Source organism: Desulfolithobacter sp. (assembly GCF_054025815.1).
In genome coordinates, this window is record NZ_JBPMMS010000036.1 from 71932 (window position 1) to 90032 (window position 18101).

Here is an 18101-nt window from a genome sequence, read left to right on the forward strand (position 1 = left end):
GCACCGTTTCGAACCAATCCCATGACGACACCTGAGACCAGACACTTGAAAATCAGCGTACAGGGTATTGTTCAGGGGGTCGGTTTCAGGCCGTTTGTCTATAACCTTGCAAAAAAACTCAAGTTGACCGGTTCAGTGGCAAACACCGGCCAGGGTGTGGAGATTTCCATTTCCGGACCCAGCCGACAAACAGACATTTTTCTGGATCTTCTCAAAACAGAGCCACCACCCCTGGCCCGCATTTCCGATATACAGGTCTCTGTCGCAACCAAACCTCCGCAGGCCGACGACTTCACCATAATGGCCAGTGCCGAAGGGTCGGCAAAGACCACGCTTATCTCGCCGGATATCGCCACCTGCACCGACTGCGTCAACGATATCTTTTCCTCCCGCAACCGCCGCTATCACTACCCCTTCACCAACTGCACAAACTGCGGCCCCAGGATGACCATCATCCGCCACATCCCCTATGACCGGTCAAACACCGCCATGGCCTGTTTTCCCATGTGCCCATCCTGTGCCCGGGAATACCACAATCCTACCGACCGCAGGTTCCATGCCCAGCCAAACTGTTGTCCCCAGTGCGGGCCGGTGCTCAGTTGGCACGACCGCATGGGCAAAAGGATCTGCAAGGATAACAGAGAAAGCCTGGTCCGTTGCGCCAGCGCCCTCGCCGAGGGCCATATCGTCGCCATCAAGGGGCTGGGCGGTTTTCACCTGGCCGTGGACGCGGCTTCGAACCAAAGCGTGCGTCAACTGCGGGAGAAAAAAAACCGCTATGGCAAACCACTGGCGGTCATGGCCGCAGACCTCAAGCAGGCCGAACAGATTATCTTTCTGGGGGAAAAAGAGCGGGAACTGCTTTCCTCGCCGGAGCGGCCCATTGTCCTGGCCGCGAAAAAAAAGAGTACCCTGTCACCGGAGCTTGCCCCCGGGCTCCGTGAACTGGGCGTCATGCTTCCCTGCACACCGCTGCATCACCTGCTCTTTACCACTGCGGGCTGCCCGCAGGTTCTGGTCATGACCTCTGCCAACCTCAGCGACGAACCTATCTGTACCGGCAACCGGGAAGCCCTGGCCAGACTGGCGGGAATCGCCGACTTTTTCCTGTTCCACGACCGTGATATAGTCACCAGGGTGGATGATTCGGTAGCCCGCGTGGTCCTGGGTCGGAAACGGATGATCCGCCGCTCCCGCGGCTACGTGCCGGTGCCGATTGCCATCAAGGGAGGCAAACGAGCCATCCTGGGCTGCGGTGCCGAACAGAAGAACACGTTTTGTCTTTGCAGAGACGGCCAGGCCTTTGTCAGCCAGCACATCGGCGACCTCAAAGGACCGCAGAACATGGTCTTTTTCGAGGAATCCATAGAGTATTTTCGCCAGGTTCTGGAGATTTGCCCCACCGAGTCAGCCTGCGATCTCCACAGTGACTACCTGAGCAGCCGTTACGCCTCCACCCTGGGCCTGCCGCTTCAACGGGTCCAGCACCACCACGCCCACGCAGCAGCCATCATGGCCGAGCATAACCTGGACCGTGGGCTGGCTGTCATCTATGATGGTGCCGGCCTGGGCGACAACGCAACGGTATGGGGCGGAGAAATTCTCCATGTGCAGGGATGCCGATACAGACGACTTGCCCACCTGACCCACCTGGCCCTGCCCGGCGGAGACCGTGCATCCCGGGAGATATGGCGCATGGGTCTCTCGCTGCTGACCGGAGCAGGCCTGGACATCAATCAGGACTCCGTCCTGCCCGCCCCCCTGGCCGCAATCCCGGCCGAGATACGACGGACCATTGACATGATGATACAAAAAAAACTCAACTCTCCAGCCACTTCCAGTGTGGGACGGTTGTTCGACGCCGTCGCCTCCCTGCTCGATATCCGCCAGGACGTCTCCCTTGAAGGACAGGCTGCCATGGAGCTTGAAACCCTGGCCTGGGACGGTTGGGCTGCCATGGGCCCGGAAAGGACCGGTGACCGCTACAGAGCATCCATCACCAGAAAGAACAACAGGCTCATGCTAGATTACCGCCCCCTGGTGCACTGGATACTGGAAGACCTTGGCCGCAAGGTTCCCGGGACAGCCATTGCCTTGTCTTTTCACCTTTGGCTTGTGCGATCCACCCTTGCCCTGCTTGGCGAACTTTCCTCCCGGTGTGGCACCTCCACCATTCTCCTTGGCGGCGGTTGTTTTCAAAACGCTCTGCTGCTTGAAATGATGATCACCGGGCTGGAGAAAAACGGGTTCCAGGTGTTCAGCGGCGAACAGATACCGGTTAATGATGGCGGAATCTCCGTGGGTCAGGTATTCATAACAGCCATCGACCCTTCAACCATAACTCTTTGACTCAAGGAAAAGCAAAAATGTGCCTTGCCATACCCATGCGGGTTGTTGAAATCAAGGGCGGTACTGACAGCCTGCTGGATCCGCAGATTGCCATTGTCGATGCCGACGGGATACGAAAAGAGGTCCGGCTGGACCTGGTGGACAGGATGCCGGAGACCGGCGACTACCTGATCATACATGCCGGATTCGCCATCCACTGCCTGGACGCCGAAGAGGCCCGGACCAACCTGGAACTTATGCGGGAGATGGCCGAAGGACTGGACCAGCTTCCGGACAGGGACAAACCATGAAGCCTGAATCCGTGAAGCTGGAATTGCGCCGCATACGCCAGGAAGAGGCCCATTGATTAGAGTGACGCTCTATCAATGGGTTGATGACGCAGCGGATGCGGTGAAAGTCCAGCTCCCGAAGGGCGGCTCAATTACAAAGGGTGAACTGGAAAGCCAATATTATCTTTTTCTTTTCATTTTGATTGAAATTCATGGCAGCTAGCCAAAAACAATAATTTTTCCGTCACGGATTCAGGATGAAATACATAGACGAATACCGCAGCCAGGACCTGGTCCGCTCGCTGACAGAGAGACTCCATGCCGGGACCAGCCGACCGGTGCGGATCATGGAGGTCTGCGGCACCCACACCATGGCCATATTCCGGCATGGACTGCGCCAGATGCTGCCAGAGGAGATCGAACTCATCTCCGGACCCGGCTGTCCGGTCTGCGTCACTCCGTCGGGGGTGATCGACGCCTTTATCGACCTGGCCGGCAGAAAAGACATCCTCATCACCACTTTTGGGGACATGATCCGGGTCCCGGGAACAACCGGTTCCCTTGCCCAGGCCCGGGCCGGCGGCGCTGATGTCCATATCGTCTACTCGCCCATGGACGCCCTGGAGCTGGCCCGGCTCAACCCGAACAAGCTGGTCGTCTTTCTGGCCGTGGGATTTGAAACCACCACCCCAACCATTGGTGCCACTGTCCTTGAGGCCGCCCGCAGAAACATGGACAATTTCTGTATCTTTCCGGCCGCCAAAATCATCCCTCCCCCGCTCCGGGCCCTGATGGAAGATCCCGGGCTCCAGGTGGATGGTCTGCTCTGCCCGGGTCACGTCTCGGTTATCCTCGGCTCCAGGGCCTATGGTTTTCTGGTAGAGGAATTTGGCCTGGCCTGCGCGGTAGCAGGGTTCGAGCCCACCGACATCCTTCTGGCCATCACCTCGATTGTCAACCAGGTACAAAGCGGCCATCCCACGGTGGAGAACTGCTATGGCCGGGCCGTAGCCCCGGAGGGCAACCGGAAGGCACGGGAGATTGTCGACCGGGTTTTCGAGCCGGTGGACAGCGAATGGCGGGGACTCGGCCCGATCCCGGCAAGCGGCCTTGGCTTACGTGAAGAGTACAAAACCTTTGACATCACCCGCAGGCTCAAGATCCACATCGTCAATACCGGGGAACCTCCGGGCTGCCGTTGCGGCGAGATCCTCAAAGGTATCTGTCGGCCGCCGGACTGTCCGCTCTTTGGCCGCACCTGCTCGCCCGCTTCACCCATAGGGCCCTGCATGGTGTCCACCGAGGGCACCTGCGCAGCCTGGCATCGCTACGGTGGCCTGAACGAAACAGCCCGACCCGCCCCAGTGGTCTGACAGGGACAACCAGACAATCATTCCATGGACAGACAAAATGAAGACACAGATCGTACTTGACCACGGAAGTGGCGGGCTTGCCAGCCAGGAGCTCATCGGCAACCTGTTTCTCAAACACCTGACAAATCCCCACCTGCACCAGCTTGAAGACGCCGCCGTCCTGGATCGCCAGGACGGCCGGCTTGCCTTTTCCACCGACAGCTACGTGGTGGAGCCCATCTTTTTTCCAGGCGGCAACATCGGCGAACTTGCCGTCAACGGCACCATCAACGACCTGGCCATGCGCGGGGCAAAGCCCCTGTGCCTCAGTCTGGCCCTTATCATAGAAGAAGGGCTGGCCATGGAAACCCTGGAAAAAATTGTCAGGAGTATAGCCAAAGCCTGCGATTATGCAGGGGTGCCGGTGGTAACAGGCGACACCAAGGTGGTCCCCCGGGGCAAGGCGGACCAGATCTTCATCAACACCTCCGGGATCGGCGTTATCAGAGACGGTATCGAGATCTCGGCCACCCGGGCGGCCAGGGACGATGTCATTATTCTCTCCGGAACCCTGGCCGACCACGGCATCACCATCCTCACCAGTCGCGAGGGACTGCAGGTGGACGGCAACCTGCAAAGCGATACCCGGCCCCTCCATTTTCTGGTTCAAAATATTCTGGACCAGGCAGCACAAGCCGTACACACCATGCGGGACCCCACCCGGGGCGGCCTGGGGACAACGCTCAGCGAAATCGCCAAAACTACCGGTCTGTGTATGGAAATAGAGGAAGAGGCCATTCCCATGCAGGGAGAAGTGCGGGCGGCATGCGAACTCATGGGCCTTGACCCGCTCTATCTGGCCAATGAAGGAAAATGCGTGGTATTTTCCGCCCCGGAAAAGGCTGAGCTGATCCTTGAAACCATGCGCGCCACCCCCGAGGGAAGAGAGAGCGCCATCATCGGCCGGGTGACCGATGCCCATCCCGGACGAGTAGTTCTGGCCACCACCTCAGGAGGGGTCAGGCTGGTCGAGCCGCTGACCGGCGAGCCACTGCCGAGAATCTGCTGAACCTGGCCCGCTGCCCCTGCGGCCCCGAAACCGTGACCGCAGAAGCTAGGGCCCCATTGGTTTCAGGCAATCGGGCCCTGAATACCAGCGAGACAGCGGGATTTTAAGCGCCAGGACGTGTTCAGCCGATGGCAACCAGCTCGATATCAAAGGTCAGATCTTTACCGGCCAGGGGCGGATTAGCATCGAGAATGATATGCTCCTCGGTCACCTCGACCACCTCGACCACCACAACCTGTCCGTCAGGACCGCCCATCTGCAGTTGCTGACCAACCTCCGGGTTTATATCTTCGGGTACCTGTTCCCGGGGCACGGTGATCACCATCTCCTCGTTACGCTGACCATAGGCCTTGTCCGCCGGAATGGTCACCTTTTTGGACTCTCCCTGCCCCATGCCGAGCACGGCTTCTTCAAAACCCGGGATCACCTGACCGCTGCCGAGGGTAAACTCCAGCGGATCATGTCCCTGTGAGGAATCGAATACGGTCCCGTCTTCCAGGGTGCCCGTGTAGTGAACCTTGACATTGTCTCCTGTTTTCGCTTCAGCCATTACTGTCTCCAAAAAATAAAGGTAGTTACGATCGTCCCGGACAGGTGGCTACCCAACCCGGAACATGGTCCAGCCTCCGTCCCAGCTCCATGTAAATCAGCAGTGAGAAGACCGGGTTTTCTATCTGAAAGACAGCAAGACTTCTTCGAATTACAGGTCTTTCAGTTTTTTTAGACGTTTGAGGATATCCTCTGCCTCCCGGCGCATGGGAGCCGGGAGCTTTTCATCACGGGCCGCGTTTTCCAGATACTGCCTGGCCAGCTTGATCCGTCCCCCGTAGAGGTAATACTTGGCCAGGTAAAAACGGCTTTCCGCTTCTCGGCCGACCTCGGATTCAATCCGCCCGAGCTCGAAATAGACCTGGGGATATTCCGGCATCTCCCGGGCGACGGTCAGGTAGAGCTTTCTGGCCTCGTTTTTCTCGCCCTTGCCGGCCAGTGCCCGGGCCAGGACAAAGGCGGCGTACATGTCGGTGGGATCGCGCCTGACCGCCTGCTGGAGCAGCTCCAGAGCCCGGTCCACCCGGCCACCTTCCAGGTACATTGCCCCCAGGTCCACCTTGAGAATGGTGCGGTCCGGATAGCGGCGCCGTACCTGTTCGAGCTCGACGAGCCCCTTTTGCAGGTTGAGTTCACGGGCCTCGAGCAGGGCCAGGCCGTAACGGGCCATTATCTTCTCCTGCTCGCTGCCGGAACCGGTCAACACCGACTGCAGCATGATCCGCAGCTGACGCGGATCCTCGGTCTGGACCAGGATCCTGTACTTGAAGCGCAGAAAGTTGAAATTATCTACTTCCTTGTAATAATGACGCTTTTTCTGGTTTTCATCCGTTTCAACAAGCGACTGCACATAGCCAAGCCTGGCCTCGGGATCCGGATGGGTCAGAAGGTAGGACGGTACCTGACCGGAGCGGTAGCGTGTTATCCTTCGCATGGTTTGCAGCATCTGCTCCATGGCCCGGGGATCGCGGCGGAGCTTGTCCATCCAGGCGAATGCCAGCCGGTCGGCTTCTTCCTCATCCTGACGACTGAAGTGGAGGCTTAAAGCCTGTCCCGCAGCCAGCGAGCCGGTCATCAGTCCCTGGGACAGCCCGGGGATGCCGAGGGCCATACTGGCGATGGCCAGGGCAGTGGTCGCAGCACCCACCTTGGCGTCCTTTTTCAGCCGACGGGCGATATGACGACTGACCACATGGCCGATTTCATGGGCCATGACACTGACCAGCTCGTTTTCATCGTCCATGGTCCTGATAAGACCGGTGAAAAAAAATATCATCCCGGATGGCGCGGCAAAAGCGTTGAACTCGTCATTGGCCACGACAAAAAAATGGTACTTGAAGTACTGCAGGCCGGCCACGGTGAGCACATCACGCCCCAGCCCGTTGATATACTGTGATATATCCGGATCATCCAGCAACTTGAACCGGGAGCGCACAGTGTAGAGCAGCTTTTCGCCGATCTCCCGCTCCTCGCCAATGGTCAACCCCCGCACGACAGAGGGCTGAAGCAGCTGAACGGAGAGAAAAAGGAAAAGAAACAGACAGGTACAGAAAAAGCGCACGGGCATCAAAAGCTAAGGGTCTACGTTCCGGGAACTGTTATTTGCCTCACCTTACCCGTCATTGAGCCGACAGGCAATGCAAAACCTTGCCCTGGGTCCTGTCTTGAGGTAAAGATAGGGCCAATCATGAACAATTTACTGACCATCGACAAGCTCTCCCTTTCCTTTCAGGACAACCTGCCGGAAGATGGCGGGACCGAGGTCCTTCACGAAATCTGCCTGCAGATAAGAAAGGGAGAAACCCACGCCCTGGTTGGCGAATCCGGCTCCGGAAAATCGGTCACGGCCCTGAGCATCCTCCGGCTCCTCGAGGAGATATCCAGGGTCCGAACCACGGGAAGGATCCTGTTCCATGGTCAGGACATCCTCACCATGGACCGGGAGACCCTGCGAGAACTGCGCGGCAACCGGATCGCAATGATCTTCCAGGAGCCAATGACCTCGCTCAACCCGGTGTATTCCATCGGCAACCAGCTGATCGAACCGCTGATGCTTCACCAGCACATGCAGCGGGACAGAGCACGGCAGCGGGCCATCTCTCTCCTGGCCCGGACCGGCATTCAGGAGCCGGAGCAGCGGATCGACTCCTATCCGCACCAGTTATCAGGCGGCCAGCGCCAGCGGGTCATGATTGCCATGGCCCTGGCCTGCCGCCCTGACCTGCTCATCGCCGACGAACCGACCACAGCCCTGGACGTCACCATCCAGGACCAGATCCTGGAGCTGATCAAGGACCTGCAGGAAGAATTCCACATGGCAGTACTGCTCATCACCCATGACCTGCCCATGGTTCGCAAGATCGCCGATTCGATCTCAATCATGCACAAGGGGCGGATCGTTGAACAAGGCCCCCCGGACAAGATCTTTTCCGCCCCCAGGGACCCCTACACCATCCACCTGCTTGGCTCGATGCCCCAGTCCATCCGAGAGCCCCGCACAGGCGGAAGAGTACTGATCACCATGCGCGACATCCGCTGTGAATTTGTTCACAGTTCCGGCTGGGAGGGGCTCTTTAAACGGAAAAAGAACGTCATACATGCCTTAAACGGGGTGGATCTGGAAGTCCGTCAGGGTACGACACTTGGCATTGTCGGCGAATCCGGCTCGGGCAAGTCGACGCTCGGCATGTGCCTGCTGCGACTCACCCCCTGCAACGGGCAAATCTGGTACCACGGGACCGGCGAAGACAACATTCTTCTCTCCGGGCTATCCTCCGGCCGGATGCGCCCCCTGCGCCGGGAACTGCAGGTGGTTTTCCAGGACCCCTTTTCCTCCCTTTCTCCGCGAATGTCGGTGGAGCAGATCATTGCTGAGGGACTCAGCGTCCACAAGATCGGCAGGAACCGGACCGAAAGAAGAAAGATCGTCGAACAGGCCCTTGAGGAGGTGGAGCTTGATCCGGACATGGCAGACCGGTTTCCACACGAATTTTCCGGCGGTCAGCGCCAGCGGATCGCCATTGCCCGGGCCATTGTCCTCAAACCAAGGCTGCTCATCCTCGACGAGCCCACCAGTGCACTCGACATGACCATCCAGGCCCAGATCATCAACCTCCTCAAACAGCTTCAGGACCGCTACGGTTTGACCTATATTTTCATCACCCATGACCTGCGGGTCGTCCGGTCCCTGGCCGATAACCTGGCGGTCATGCACCGGGGAAAGATCGTCGAGCAGGGTCCGGCCGCCGAGATCTTCCGCAACCCCGGGAAAGAGTACACCAGGGCCCTGTTCCGGGCCGCCTTTCACGAAATGTAGCCTACTGCTGCCTGTAACAAACATCGCCTAGACTCGTGCCCGACTCGCCCCTCAGCACCGAATTTCTCAAAACCGTCAGCCACGGCCCCGGGGTCTACCAGATGCTTGGTCGCACCGAGGTACTCTACGTGGGCAAGGCCCGCGACCTCCGCAAACGCCTGGCCCAGTACGCCCATTTTTCCGGCCCCAGCCACTCCAAGACAGCTGTCATGCTCTCCCATGTCCGTCGGGTGGAGACCATACTGACCACCACCGAAAAAGAGGCCCTGATCCTCGAGGCCTCGCTGATCAAGAAACACCGGCCGCGCTACAACGTCATTCTTCGCGATGACAAAAATTACCCACTGATCAAGGTAACGGTCAAGGAAGAATGGCCCCGAATCGTGGTCACCAGAAAAAGGACCAGGGACGGAGCGAAATATTTCGGCCCCTTCTCCTCACCTTCTGCCATGCGCCAGACCCTGAAGCTTCTCCACACCCTCTTTCCCCTGCGGCGCTGCCGGACGGTCAGACCACGGAGCCGTCCCTGTCTCAACTTCCAGATGGGACGATGCCTGGCCCCCTGTACCGGCCAGGTAAACCAGGAGAGATACAGCGACATGGTCCGCCAGGTCCTGCTCATACTGGAAGGAAAAAACCAGGAGGTGCTGGTCCTGCTGGAGGAAAAGATGCGGGAGGCCGCCGCCGATCTTGCCTTTGAAAAGGCCGCCACCCTGCGCGATCAGATCCGGGCCCTGAAAAAAACCGTTGAGCGGCAAATGGTGGTGGCAAACCATTCCCTGGACCAGGATGTCTTTGGCCTGGCCAGGCGCGACGCCTCGGTGACCATCGCCATTCTCTTTATCCGGGCCGGGGTCCTTATTGGCAGTCAGACGTTTTTCCTGGCCGACCCCATGGGGGACGACAGGGCGATCCTGGCCCAGACCATCACCCAGTACTACTCCGCCCGTCGTCAGCCCCCCCGGGAAATTCTCCTGCCGCTTGCCCTGGAAGACGCCCCGATCATCAACGAATACCTGGCCGAACTGCGCCAGGGTCCGGTTTCCGTGGCCACTCCCAGACGGGGCAGGCGGATGCAGCTCATGGAAATGGCCCACACCAATGCCAGACAGGTCTTTGCCGACCAGAACAAGAAAAAAAAGGCCTGGGAGACCCTGGCAGCCTCCCTGCAAAAACTGCTTCACCTCAGTCGTCGGCCGGACACCATCTGGTGCGTGGACATATCCAACCTGGGTGGCAAACAGGCAGTGGGTTCGCTGGTCTGTTTTGTCCAGGGCCGGAAACACCCCTCTGGATACCGCCATTTCAAAATCCGCTGCAAGGAGGAACCCGATGACTACACCATGATGCACGAAGTTCTTGAACGACGACTTGGCCGGGGCCGGGAAGAAGGCGACCTGCCCGACCTCCTGCTGCTTGACGGAGGCAAGGGCCAGCTCAACACAGGTCGCAGGGTTGTCCAGGAGCTGGGACTGACGAACCACTTCGACCTGGTGGCCATTGCCAAGGAAAAGAAGGAAGAAGGGGAAAAACTGTTCCTTCCGGGCCGCAAGAACCCGGTAATTCTGCCCCCCCACTCACCGGCCCTGCTCTACCTCATGCGCATCCGGGACGAATCCCATCGCTTCGGAATAACCTTTCACCGGCGGCTGCGCAACGACCATACCCTCCACTCGACCCTGGACGAGATACCCGGCATCGGTCCGGCCCGGAAAAAACTGCTCCTGGAAACATTTGGCAGTTACCGTCGTCTCTGCCAGGCCACCCCGGACGAATTGGCGGCTCTTCCGGGTATCGGCCCGGTCCTTGCCTCAACCCTGCATTTTCGCCTGCAGGACAACAAAAATACCGAATAAAACCATCGGTCCTCCTTTCAATACCACATAGTATATGTTAATATATAAATTTTTTTTGTGATTTCCATCAAAATTCAAAAAAAAGCTGGGCCGGCGAATAACATCGCAACTTTCACCGATACTGTGAAAAAATGATCCTTTTCCGCGCCAGTACAGAGTTTCGATGGTCATCAGAAACTTTTTTATATTTTTAAGATATTTTTCAGTTAAGGACCTTATGACTTGAAGTTTCTCTGCACTGCTCTGATATTCATCGGGGTCATCCTGCTGGCCCTGTCGCTTTTCTGCATCAAGAAGATCTGTGACAAAAACGACCGGATCTGTACGGGCTGGAAATTTCTCGCCGCCCTTGTTCTCCTTTTTATCGCCGGTTACATGACCTATGGGTTCATCATGAAAAACTCGGTCATGTCGATGGATTATCTCATAACCTCGCTTATCCTGTTTGGCGGCTCCATCTTTGTCATCACCGTGGTCCGGCTGTCCAACATCACCATTGATCACATGGATCTGCTGACCAGGAAGGAGCGTCACCGGGCTACCCATGACGAGCTCACAGAGCTGCCCAACCGGACGCTTTTCCAGGAACGGCTCGACTCAACCCTGTCCATGTGCCGGCGCCAACGGGAGCCTCTGGCTCTTTTGATGATGGACCTGGTCCGATTCAAGGAGATCAACGACTCCCTGGGCCATTTTTACGGCGACTATCTTCTCCAGGAAGTGGCCCATCGACTGAGCAGGGTGTTTCGCAGGGAATCCGACACCCTTGCCCGTCTGGGCGGTGATGAGTTTGGTGTTCTGCTCCGCAGCGGCAGGAATGAGGCCGTCCGGATGTCTCAGCATATCGCCGAAGTCATCGACCAGCCGTTCATGATCGAAGGCCATAACCTGAATGTGGGTATCAGTATCGGCATCGCCATATTCCCGGAACATGGCCAGGACAGTGAAACCCTGATCCAGCATGCCGACATCGCCATGTACGAGGCCAAACGCAACGAGGTGGTCTACTCGATCTTTGATGCCGATCAGGACCGGTCCACCTGGAACCGGCTGATCATGATCGGACAACTTCGCGACGCAGTCAAACACAGACAGTTTGTGCTCCACTACCAGCCCAAGGTGGCTCTGCAGCAAAAAGAGCCCTGCAGCCTTGAGGCCCTGATTCGCTGGCAACACCCCCAGGGAAAATACATTTACCCAAACGACTTTATTCCACTGGTGGAGCAGGCCGGACTTTCCAAGGCTTTGACCCTCCTGGTCCTGAACGAGGTTATGGAGCAAATAAAAAAATGGTCCCGGCAGTCCATAAAGCTCACCGTATCGGTCAACCTGTCCATCAAGAATCTCCACGACCTGGACTTTCCGTCCGAGGTCCGCAGACTGCTGGAGAAATTCGATCTCGACCCAGCGCTGCTCTGCCTGGAACTTACCGAAAGCTCCATGGTCATGGACCAGGACCGGGTCCACAAGGTGGTACATATGCTTCGGGATATAGGCATCAGGCTGTCCATGGACGATTTTGGCACCGGCTATTCATCCATAGCCTATCTGCGCAAGTTTCCGGTTCAGGAAATAAAGATAGACAAATCCCTTGTCCGCGATATCCTCGACAACGAAGACTCCAGCGCCATAGTCCAGTCCACCATTGACCTGGCCCACTCCATCGACTGCTGTGTGGTAGCCGAGGGAGTGGAAAACGAGCAGATCCTCAGACAACTCACCCAGATGGGCTGTGACATGATCCAGGGCTTCTTTGTCTGCAGGCCAATGCCGGGGGACGAGCTGGCCTCATGGCTGCGCAAAACATCCTGGTGCAATCAACCGGCATGATCCGGGAGCATCACCCCGGCCCCCACCAGCGATCCCCTGTCCCTCTTTTTTCTTGCAATCCCTTGCCGCCATCCGTAGAATTGGAATTGATACTTATTACAGTCAAGGGCTAACATGCTGCTCTTATGACAAAAAATTTTACAAAAAAAACAAAACAACGCCTACACAGAGGTACATGTCAACATGCTCAATAATCTTCGCTTCGTTTACAAACTGCTGACCTCGTTCTCGGTTGTCATCCTGATCATGATCGGTATTGGCATCATCGGTCACAGGGGGACCACAAATATCACCAGCGCCATCGACCAGATCAACCATGCGTCCCCACTTATGACCGCTGCCAGCCAGATCCAGCTCTCGGTCAGCCGGGACATGACCATGATCATGGAAATGATCGCTGCCCAACGACCTGAACAGCTTGAAGAAGCCTGGCAGCAGCACCGGGAACTGGCATCCCGGTTCAACACTTACACCAGGGCCATCCTGAAAGGAGCCCAGACCGCTGAAGGGGAAATCTACGCGACCAGTGATGAAAAACTGGCCGCCATTGTCAGGCAGGCCCAGACAAGGTACAACACGGATTTTCAGCCTCTTGTCGAACAGATCCGGCAAATGGTCGGCCTGCGGCTTTCAGGACAGGAGATCGACAACGTAAAGCTCAACAGGATTGATGACGAGGCAGATCGTATCGGCAACCAGATGCTCGACCTTCTGGGCGGGATTGAAGAGAGAGTGCACGAAGACATCGCCCAAGCCCAGCAAAGCGCCTTCAAGGCGGCGTCTGTCTCGGATCGGCTCATCTTCATCTCCATCCTCTTCGGTGTGGCGGTATCTCTTGTTTTCAGCCTGGTCATGACCCGTTCCATATCCTCCATGGTCCAGAAAACCGTCGATTTTGCCCAAACCATGTCCTCCGGTGATTTCAGCAGCCGGCTTGCCATTGACCAGAAAGACGAAATCGGACAACTGGCCAGCTCCTTGAACCAGATGGCCGCAAAACTCCAGAAAATGTTTACCGATATCCGGCGGGGAGCCGAAACCTTGCTCATAGCATCTGAAGAACTCAACCGGGTATCGCAACAAATGACCGAAGGCTCGGACCACACTTCAGCCAAATCCGGAATGGTCGCTACCGCCGCGGAAGAAATGAGCTCCAACATGAATTCCGTAGCAGCAGCCATCGAACAGGCATCGACCAATATCAACATGATAGCCGCTGCCATAGAGGAAATGACATCCACGGTGGACGAAATAGCCCAGAATGCGGAAAAGGCCCAGACGATCACCGGCAAGGCCGTCTCCCGGGCCTCAATTACCACCGACAATGTCAACCGCCTTGGCGAGGCTGCCCAGAAAATCAACAAAGTCACCGAAGTCATCACCGACATTTCCGAACAGACCAATCTACTGGCTCTCAACGCCACCATAGAAGCGGCCCGGGCCGGAGAAGCCGGCAAGGGTTTTGCTGTGGTTGCCAATGAAATCAAGGAGCTGGCCAAGCAGACAGCAGATGCGACCCAGGAAATCCGCGGCCGCATAGAAGGGATTCAGCAGACCACAGGATCAACAGTCACCGAAATAACCGAGATATCCAAGGTCATTAATGAAATCAACGACACCGTGTCCGAGATCGCCCTTTCGGTGGAAGAACAGGCCAGGGCCACCAAAGAAATTTCCGATAACATATCCCAGGCGTCACAGGGAGTGCAGGAAGTAAACGAAAACGTCGCCCAGGGGTCTGTGGTGGTCAATGAAATAGCTAAGGATATTCAGGAGGTAAAGCTGAATGCCCTGCGCTCGGCCGAAGACGGCGAAGAGGTGAAAAGCAATGTAGAAGAGCTGGCCGGGCTTGCCGGAGAAATGAAAACCATGATCTCAAATTTTGACATAGGCCATGAAAAATTCGACATAGGCCGGGTCAAGCGAGACCACCTGGCCTGGAAAAGCCGCCTGAACGACATTATCAAGGGCAGAATCGTGATGGAGGCCCACGAGGTACCATCTGAAACCCAGTGCAACTTCGGCAAATGGCTGGCCAGCGACGAGGGACAGCACCTCAAGTCCTTTCCAAGCTATCCCCGGGTCATCGCCGAACATGAAAAAGTCCACGCCCTGGCACGTCAGATTGTCAAAGTGATAAACCAGGGGCGGCACGAGGAGACCAGGAACCTCTTAAAGGAGTTCAACGCTGTACGTCTTCAACTCTTCCGGGCCCTGGATGATCTCTACAAGGAGTAAACATCCGTCCCCGGCAACATGCCTCGTCCCTGCTGAAAATATTTCGCTCACTTTCAACAAAAGAAGTCCGACTCCACGAGGAGTACATGAGTACCAGCGCCGGAGCCTCCCACTCCATCATAAAAAAAATTCTCGTCCCCTTCGGGTTCTCCCTGGTGACCCTCCTGGTACTCTTCGTTGTCAGCCTTGTCTGGCTCCAGAGAAAACATATCGACACCTCGGTGGATAAACAGGTACACGCCGCCCGGGAGCTCTTTGACTCCTTCATGAACCGCAACTCCCTGCTCATGGACGACCTGCTGCGGATCTACGCCGAAAACCAGGACATTGCCCGGGCTCTACGATACCGGGACCGTGAACATCTGACCAGAGAGTTTGACCGGATATACCACAGGCTCCGCCATGACACAAAGATAGAAAGCATCGCTTTTCTGGACCGGTCCGGAAAAATTTTATACCTGTCCCACAAACCTGAAAAATTCGGGCAGACACTCTATCACTTCAACCCGGAGCAGGAAAATCTCCGGCCCGGAACACTATCCTCCAAGGTGGTTATTGGTCTCAATGGACGGCTCAAGCTGAGGCTCATTGCCCCGGTTTTTGAAAAAGACCAACTGGTCGGGTACATTGCCCAGGCAAAGGAGCTAACCGCCATCACGCGGGAAATCAACACTATCCTGGAAGTCGACCTTGTCTTTCTTGCCCCGAAATCCATTCTCCAAAACAGACGTATCAAACGTATAATAGAGACTTCGTCCTCCCGCGAGCCATCCAGCGGCTTTTCCACCCACATCCTTCTTGCCTCGACCATGGAGCAGATCCCCCCTGCCGTGGCAGACGGTCTGGACAAAGTCTTGAGCAAGCAGCCCCGCAACCTGTTCACCTTCAGGGCAGACGGAAAATTCTACGCCGGCAAATCTGTCTCGCTGATCAACAGGGACGGTAGCTATATCTCCGACATCGTCATCCTCGACGACATAACGCAGGAAAAGAACCGCCTGTACATGGTGGCCTTGTTGCTGGCCGGACTGGCGACCCTGCTTGGCCTTGTTCTTTTCGGCCTGCTCTACCGCCATACCAGACGCATACAGGAACGGTTGCTCGCCACCAGGTCTGAACTGCAGGACGAAATCGAACAGCGGAAAAAGGCGGAAAAATCTCTGCATGACATCAATGCCACCCTGAGCAGACGAGTCAGGGAGCGAACCCGTGAATTGCAGAAAACAAACCAGGAACTGCAGGACGCGGCCACAAGGTTCCAGACCGTCATGGACAGTCTCGACGCCCTGGTGTACGTGGCAGACATGGAGACCTATGAAATTCTCTTTATCAATCGCTTTGGAACCAGGATCTGGGGTGACATTACCGGCACAATCTGCTGGCAGACTCTGCAGTCGGGCCAGGACGGGCCATGTGAATTCTGCACCAACAAATATCTCCTGAACGAGGATGGAACTCCCGGCCCCACCCATGTCTGGGAGCATCAGAACCTGTCCACCGGCGACTGGTTCGAATGTCGGGACCAGGCCATCCACTGGACAGACGGACGCATAGTACGGTTGGAAATCGCCACCATTATCAATCGCCGCAAACAGGATGAAAAAGAGAAAAAAAGTCTGCAGAGTCAACTCATCCAGGCCCAGAAAATGGAATCCATCGGGCGCTTTACCGGCGGTATCGCCCATGACTTCAACAACTTTCTTTCCCCGATCATCGGCTACTGCGAACTTCTCCTCATGCGTAACGACCTGGATCCAGCGGTACAGAAAAAGATCGAGTCGATCCAGTCGGCCGGACGCAAGGCAAGCCACCTGGTCGAACAGCTCCTGGCTCTCAGCCGCCGCCAGGTCCTCCAGATCGAGGTTCTCGATCTCAATTCAATCCTGCACGACATGATCGGGATTTTCAACCGGATCATCGGCGAAGACATATCCATTGAACTGCACCCCCAGGATAATCTGGGAAAAATCAAGGGTGACAGAGGGCAGATCGAACAGATCGTCATGAACCTGGCGGTCAACGCCAGAGACGCCATGTCAGAGGGAGGAAAACTGATTTTCGAGACCGGGACCGTTTCCCTGGATGAAAACTACACCAGCCACCACCCTGAAATACACCCGGGAACCTATGTCATGCTCTGTGTTACGGATAACGGCAAAGGCATTCCCCGGGACATTATGGAACGAATCTTCGACCCGTTCTTCACGACCAAGAAACCGGGCAAAGGTACCGGTCTGGGCCTGGCGACAGTCTATGGTATCGTCAAGCAGCACAGGGGACATATCTTTGTCTACAGCGAACCGGAAACAGGAACCACTTTCAAGATATACTTCCCCATGGCCGACGACGAAGAGGATTCGTTTGTCTCCAGTGCCAACCTTAAAAAAGAGATGCCCGGCGGCCGGGAAACCATCCTGGTGGTCGATGACGAAGAATCGATTCGCCTGCTGCTCACCGACACCCTCTCTCTTCTGGGCTATACCGTCTTTACGGCCGAATCAGGGGAAGATGCGGAGAAACTGGTGCAAGACACGAAACCGGATATAGACCTGCTGCTCACCGATGTCATCATGCCCGGGATGAATGGAAAGGAACTGGCGTCCAGTCTGAAGAATATCTATCCGGACCTCAAAATAATGTTCATCTCCGGCTATACCGACAACCTCGTCGTCAAGCATGGGGTTCTTGAGCCTGGTATTGAACTGCTGAGCAAGCCTGTCCTGCCCACGGTTCTGGCTGCCAGGATCCGGAACATCCTGGACCGGTGACCGGACCGCGAACCCTTTCAGTCATGAACCAGGACCAGGACATAGCAACCCGCCTCAAGCCGGGCTGTATCTGCAAGGGTATTCGCCTCCACCGGCTCATCGAAGCCGTGGACGCCGGTGCTGCCAGTTTCGAGGCCGTAGCCCGACTCACCGGGATAGGAAACGGTTCCTGCGGCGGACGCCGCTGCCGGAGAAAAGTTGAAGCACTCCTGGCCGGGAAGAAAGACGAAAGCTCAACACAATCGTACTAATCAAGCCGCAGAATGGCATCCCGGACCAACCCTGTACACAGTGTAGAGTAGAGCGCTAATGAAAACAGCTACCAACGACTATGCCCCGCCGCACGCGGCTCCTACATATCAGATGGCGGTCCATTCCCATCAGCGCCCCCTCGTCGAACCGGACGTGCGGTTTTCCCGCATCCGGCTCTCCGATGATCTCTCGCCACAAGGCATTCACAAGGAGTTGACGGCTCTTTTATGCAAGTAGACCAGCCCCTCAGACT

12 protein-coding genes are annotated in these 18101 nt (G+C 56.6%); 10 read left to right on the plus strand and 2 right to left on the minus strand.

All coding sequences use genetic code 11. From position 1 onward, the window contains the following. Nucleotides 1-45 precede the first annotated feature (45 nt). From hypF to hypE, 4 genes are all read left to right on the plus strand, one after another. Nucleotides 46-2349, plus strand: coding sequence for a carbamoyltransferase HypF (hypF, locus tag ACXJJY_RS10945; RefSeq protein WP_456387695.1), 2304 nt, complete (start codon nt 46-48; stop codon nt 2347-2349). A 17-nt stretch (nt 2350-2366) separates the two neighbouring features. Further along, entirely contained in the window at nt 2367-2639 is a 273-nt protein-coding gene (locus tag ACXJJY_RS10950) for a HypC/HybG/HupF family hydrogenase formation chaperone (protein WP_456387696.1), read from the plus strand. A 236-nt stretch (nt 2640-2875) separates the two neighbouring features. Further along, nucleotides 2876-3991, plus strand: a complete 1116-nt coding sequence (hypD, locus tag ACXJJY_RS10955; RefSeq protein ID WP_456387697.1) for a hydrogenase formation protein HypD — start codon at nt 2876-2878, stop codon at nt 3989-3991. Nucleotides 3992-4028: 37 nt separating this feature from the next. Beyond that, on the plus strand, nt 4029-5039 hold the full coding sequence (gene hypE, locus ACXJJY_RS10960; RefSeq protein WP_456387698.1) for a hydrogenase expression/formation protein HypE: 1011 nt from the start codon (nt 4029-4031) through the stop codon (nt 5037-5039). Between the two features lie 121 nt (nt 5040-5160). On the opposite strand, the gene ACXJJY_RS10965 is transcribed toward hypE, so the two are convergent. Continuing rightward, nucleotides 5161-5589 carry an FKBP-type peptidyl-prolyl cis-trans isomerase gene (locus ACXJJY_RS10965; RefSeq protein ID WP_456387699.1) on the minus strand — a complete coding sequence of 143 codons (429 nt, stop codon included), beginning with the start codon at nt 5587-5589 and terminating at the stop codon, nt 5161-5163. Between the two features lie 150 nt (nt 5590-5739). Next, nucleotides 5740-7149 (minus strand): beta-barrel assembly-enhancing protease, encoded by a 1410-nt coding sequence (locus ACXJJY_RS10970; RefSeq protein WP_456387700.1) that lies wholly within the window; start codon nt 7147-7149, stop codon nt 5740-5742. A gap of 126 nt (nt 7150-7275) precedes the next feature. Here ACXJJY_RS10970 and ACXJJY_RS10975 point away from each other — a divergent pair, with 126 nt between their 5' ends. The 6 genes from ACXJJY_RS10975 (at nt 7276) to ACXJJY_RS11000 (ending at nt 17847) form a co-directional block, all read left to right on the plus strand. After that, nucleotides 7276-8904 carry an ABC transporter ATP-binding protein gene (locus tag ACXJJY_RS10975; RefSeq protein ID WP_456387701.1) on the plus strand — a complete coding sequence of 543 codons (1629 nt, stop codon included), beginning with the start codon at nt 7276-7278 and terminating at the stop codon, nt 8902-8904. Between the two features lie 35 nt (nt 8905-8939). Next, nucleotides 8940-10760, plus strand: coding sequence for an excinuclease ABC subunit UvrC (gene uvrC / locus ACXJJY_RS10980; protein ID WP_456387702.1), 1821 nt, complete (start codon nt 8940-8942; stop codon nt 10758-10760). A 222-nt stretch (nt 10761-10982) separates the two neighbouring features. Beyond that, nucleotides 10983-12590 (plus strand): putative bifunctional diguanylate cyclase/phosphodiesterase, encoded by a 1608-nt coding sequence (locus ACXJJY_RS10985; protein WP_456387703.1) that lies wholly within the window; start codon nt 10983-10985, stop codon nt 12588-12590. Between the two features lie 183 nt (nt 12591-12773). Beyond that, entirely contained in the window at nt 12774-14828 is a 2055-nt protein-coding gene (locus ACXJJY_RS10990; RefSeq protein WP_456387704.1) for a methyl-accepting chemotaxis protein, read from the plus strand. Nucleotides 14829-14914: 86 nt separating this feature from the next. Beyond that, nucleotides 14915-17596: an ATP-binding protein gene (locus tag ACXJJY_RS10995; RefSeq protein ID WP_456387705.1), complete on the plus strand. Its 2682-nt coding sequence runs from the start codon at nt 14915-14917 to the stop codon at nt 17594-17596. Nucleotides 17597-17619: 23 nt separating this feature from the next. After that, nucleotides 17620-17847 (plus strand): (2Fe-2S)-binding protein, encoded by a 228-nt coding sequence (locus ACXJJY_RS11000; protein ID WP_456387707.1) that lies wholly within the window; start codon nt 17620-17622, stop codon nt 17845-17847. Nucleotides 17848-18101 lie beyond the last annotated feature (254 nt).

What these genes read in the sequence shown, in the direction of transcription:
- ACXJJY_RS10950 (WP_456387696.1), top strand. Translation starts at nt 2,367, where the DNA reads ATGTGCCTTGCCATACCCATGCGGGTTGTTGAAATCAAGGGCGGTACT.
- hypD (WP_456387697.1), top strand. Translation starts at nt 2,876, where the DNA reads ATGAAATACATAGACGAATACCGCAGCCAGGACCTGGTCCGCTCGCTG.
- hypE (WP_456387698.1), top strand. Translation starts at nt 4,029, where the DNA reads ATGAAGACACAGATCGTACTTGACCACGGAAGTGGCGGGCTTGCCAGC.
- ACXJJY_RS10965 (WP_456387699.1), bottom strand. Translation starts at nt 5,589, where the DNA reads ATGGCTGAAGCGAAAACAGGAGACAATGTCAAGGTTCACTACACGGGC.
- ACXJJY_RS10975 (WP_456387701.1), top strand. Translation starts at nt 7,276, where the DNA reads ATGAACAATTTACTGACCATCGACAAGCTCTCCCTTTCCTTTCAGGAC.
- ACXJJY_RS10990 (WP_456387704.1), top strand. Translation starts at nt 12,774, where the DNA reads ATGCTCAATAATCTTCGCTTCGTTTACAAACTGCTGACCTCGTTCTCG.
- ACXJJY_RS10995 (WP_456387705.1), top strand. Translation starts at nt 14,915, where the DNA reads ATGAGTACCAGCGCCGGAGCCTCCCACTCCATCATAAAAAAAATTCTC.
- ACXJJY_RS11000 (WP_456387707.1), top strand. Translation starts at nt 17,620, where the DNA reads ATGAACCAGGACCAGGACATAGCAACCCGCCTCAAGCCGGGCTGTATC.